Origin of the sequence: Nocardiopsis chromatogenes YIM 90109, assembly GCF_000341185.1 — a bacterium.
GTDB classification, from domain to species: domain Bacteria; phylum Actinomycetota; class Actinomycetes; order Streptosporangiales; family Streptosporangiaceae; genus Nocardiopsis_A; species Nocardiopsis_A chromatogenes.
Genome location: NZ_ANBH01000394.1, coordinates 1 through 4,298 on the forward strand (window position 1 = coordinate 1; position 4,298 = coordinate 4,298).

The window sequence follows — 4,298 nt, forward strand, 5'->3', positions numbered from 1 at the left end:
GCGCGAGCACCCAGCATCTGCGGCGGACAAGCCCTCGGCCTATTAGTACCGGTCAGCTCCACGCCTCACAACGCTTCCACACCCGGCCTATCAACCCAGTCGTCCACTGGAAGCCTTACCCCCTCACAGGGCAGGAGACCTCATCTCGAAGCAAGCTTCCCACTTAGATGCTTTCAGCGGTTATCTCTCCCGAACGTAGCCAACCAGCCATGCTCCTGGCGGAACAACTGGCACACCAGAGGTTCGTCCGTCCCGGTCCTCTCGTACTAGGGACAGCCCTTCTCAAGTCTCCAACGCGCACAGCGGATAGGGACCGAACTGTCTCACGACGTTCTAAACCCAGCTCGCGTGCCGCTTTAATGGGCGAACAGCCCAACCCTTGGGACCAACTCCAGCCCCAGGATGCGACGAGCCGACATCGAGGTGCCAAACCATCCCGTCGATACGGACTCTTGGGGAAGATCAGCCTGTTATCCCCGGGGTACCTTTTAGCCGTTGAGCGACACCGCTTCCACACGCCGGTGCCGGATCACTAGTCCCTGCTTTCGCACCTGCTCGACACGTCCGTCTCACAGTCAAGCTCCCTTGTGCACTTACACTCAACACCTGATTGCCAACCAGGATGAGGGAACCTTTGGGCGCCTCCGTTACCCTTTAGGAGGCAACCGCCCCAGTTAAACTACCCACCAGACACTGTCCCCGAACCGGATCACGGCCCCAGGTTAGATGCCCGAAACAGCCAGAGTGGTATTTCACCAACGCCTCCACCCCCACTAGCGTGACGGCTTCACAGGCTCCCACCTATCCTACACAAACCATCCCAAACACCAATGTCAAGCTATAGTGAAGGTCCCGGGGTCTTTCCGTCCTGCTGCGCGAAACGAGCATCTTTACTCGTACTGCAATTTCACCGGGCCCGCGGTTGAGACAGCGGGGAAGTCGTTACGCCATTCGTGCAGGTCGGAACTTACCCGACAAGGAATTTCGCTACCTTAGGATGGTTATAGTTACCACCGCCGTTTACCGGCGCTTAGATTCCCAGCCTCGACCCCCGAAAGGATCTAACCAGTCCTCTTAACGTTCCGGCACCGGGCAGGCGTCAGTCCGTATACAGCGTCTTACGACTTCGCACGGACCTGTGTTTTTAATAAACAGTCGCTTCCCCCTGGTATCTGCGACCCCACCCAGCTCAGAAAGCAAAGTTCCATCACCGGACAGGGCTCCCCTTCTCCCAAAGTTACGGGGACAATTTGCCGAGTTCCTTAACCACGGTTCACCCGAACGCCTCGGTATACTCTACCTGACCACCTGCGTCGGTTTAGGGTACTGGCCGCCCGCGAACTCACTAGAGGCTTTTCTCGACAGCACGGGATCACCCACTTCACCAAAAACGGCTCGGCATCACGCCTCACCCACAAAAGGGCACGGATTTACCTGCACCCCGGGCTACACGCTTACCCCCGGACAACCACCGCCGGGTAGGGCTACCCCACTGCGTCACCCCATCGCTTACCTACTACCAAATCGGGTCCCACGCCTCCACCCCACAAACCCCGAAGGGAAAATGAGGCTTCAGTGGTGGTTAGCATCAAAGGCCCCGGTATGGACGCGCACGGACGGGTACGGGAATATCAACCCGTTATCCATCGACTACGCCTGTCGGCCTCGCCTTAGGTCCAGACTCACCCTGGGCGGATTAACCTGCCCCAGGAACCCTTGGTCAATCGGCGCCGGAGTTTCCCACTCCGGTATCGCTACTCATGCCTGCATTCTCACTCGCACACGCTCCACGACACGGTCACCCGGCCGCTTCACCGCACGCACGACGCTCCCCTACCAACCCGGGAAAACTCCCGGGCCCCACGGCTTCGGCGGTGTACTTAAGCCCCGCTACATTATCGGCGCAGAATCACTTGACCAGTGAGCTATTACGCACTCTTTAAAGGATGGCTGCTTCTAAGCCAACCTCCTGGTTGTCTCAGCAACTCCACAACCTTTCCCACTTAGCACACGCTTAGGGGCCTTAGCCGATGATCTGGGTTGTTTCCCTCTCGACCACGAAGATTATCCCCCGCAGTCTCACTGCCGCGCTAACCGAACCGGCATTCGGAGTTTATCTGACATCAGTAACCTTGTCGGGCCCATCAGCCAAACAGTAGCTCTACCTCCGGCAGGCAACACACGACGCTGCACCTAAATGCATTTCGGGGAGAACCAGCTATCACGGAGTTTGATTGGCCTTTCACCCCTACCCACAGCTCATCCCCCAGGTTTTCAACCCTGGTGGGTTCGGGCCTCCACGACCTCTTACAGCCGCTTCACCCTGGCCATGGGTAGATCACCCCGCTTCGGGTCTACAGCATGCGACTCAAAACGCCCTATTCAGACTCGCTTTCGCTACGGCTACCCCACCCGGGTTAACCTCGCCACACACCATAACTCGCAGGCTCATTCTTCAAAAGGCACGCCATCACCCCACAAGGAGGCTCTGACGGCTTGACAGCACACGGTTTCAGGTACTATTTCACGACCCCTCACCGGGGCACTTTTCACCTTTCCCTCACGGTACTAGTGCACTATCGGTCACCAGGACGTATTCAGGCTTGGCAGGTGGTCCTGCCGGATTCACACGGAATTTCACGGGCTCCGCGCTACTCGGGGAAACACCAACGCGCACGCCCTTCCTTCACCTACGGGACTCTCACCCACTACGGCACCGCTTCCCAACGGCTTCGGCTAAAAGAACGAGACAACGCGCCCGGCCGGCAGACCGGACAAGGTGCACCCCACAACCCCGCAGACGCAACGACTGCCGTCTATCACACGCCCACGGTTTAGCCAACATCCCCTTTCGCTCACCACTACTCAGGGAATCACTATTGTTTTCTCTTCCTGCGGGTACTGAGATGTTTCACTTCCCCGCGTTGCCACCAACTGCCCTATACATTCAGACAGCGGCAACCCGACACGACTCGGGCTGGGTTCCCCCATTCGGACACCCGCGGATCAAAGCTCGGTTGACAGCTCCCCGCGGCCTATCGCGGCCTCCCGCGTCCTTCATCGGCGCCTGGTGCCAAGGCATCCACCGTATGCCACTAATACTTGGCCACCACAGATACAAGATGCTCGCGCACACTATCCACGAATCAAACAACCAGCCACAAACCCACCTAAAACACGGACACCGAGGAACCTGGCAAACCAAGACCTCGACCGGTCTTCGGAACGGGGTGGCGAGGAAGCGGAAACAACCAACCGGTTGCCCCCTCAGACACCCAACAGCGCGCCCCCGGGCCCTCTTCCAAAGACCCAGGGGAATTTCATTCAGACGATGCACCACCCCGCCCCCGACCACACAAGATGGAAGGAAAGCGGGTCCACTTTCGAGTCCGCCGGCCCAAATCGGAAAAACAGGCCGACTACCAAGACTCCTTAGAAAGGAGGTGATCCAGCCGCACCTTCCGGTACGGCTACCTTGTTTCGACTTCGTCCCAATCGCCAGCCCCACCTTCACTCACTCCCTCCCACAAAAGGGGTTGGGCCGCAAGTTTCGGGTGTTGCCGACTTTCATGACGTGACGGGCGGTGTGTACAAGGCCCGGGAACGTATTCACCGCGGCATTGCTGATCCGCGATTACTAGCGACTCCACCTTCATGGGGTCGAGTTGCAGACCCCAATCCGAACTGAGACCGGCTTTTAGGGATTCGCTCCGCCTTGCGGCATCGCACGCCCACTGTACCGGCCATTGTAGCATGTTTGCAGCCCAAGACATAAGGGGCATGATGACTTGACGTCATCCCCACCTTCCTCCGAGTTGACCCCGGCAGTCTCCCATGAGTCCCCACCATCACGTGCTGGCAACATGGAACAAGGGTTGCGCTCGTTGCGGGACTTAACCCAACATCTCACGACACGAGCTGACGACAGCCATGCACCACCTGTCACCGATCCCCGAAGGACCCACCGTCTCCGATGGATTACCGGTGATGTCAAACCTTGGTAAGGTTCTTCGCGTTGCGTCGAATTAAGCAACATGCTCCGCCGCTTGTGCGGGCCCCCGTCAATTCCTTTGAGTTTTAGCCTTGCGGCCGTACTCCCCAGGCGGGGCGCTTAATGCGTTAGCTGCGGCACGGGAACCGTGGAAAGCCCCCACACCTAGCGCCCAACGTTTACGGCGTGGACTACCAGGGTATCTAATCCTGTTCGCTCCCCACGCTTTCGCTCCTCAGCGTCAGGTAAGGCCCAGAGACCCGCCTTCGCCACCGGTGTTCCTCCTGATATCTGCGCATTTCACCGC

Annotated in this window: 2 rRNA genes; both read right to left on the minus strand. The window is 58.5% G+C overall.

Annotated elements, in window-relative coordinates:
• Positions 1–21 precede the first annotated feature (21 nt).
• Positions 22–3,109, minus strand: a 23S ribosomal RNA gene (locus D476_RS0131505).
• Between the two features lie 327 nt (positions 3,110–3,436).
• Positions 3,437–4,298, minus strand: a 16S ribosomal RNA gene (locus tag D476_RS0131510); the annotation flags it as partial.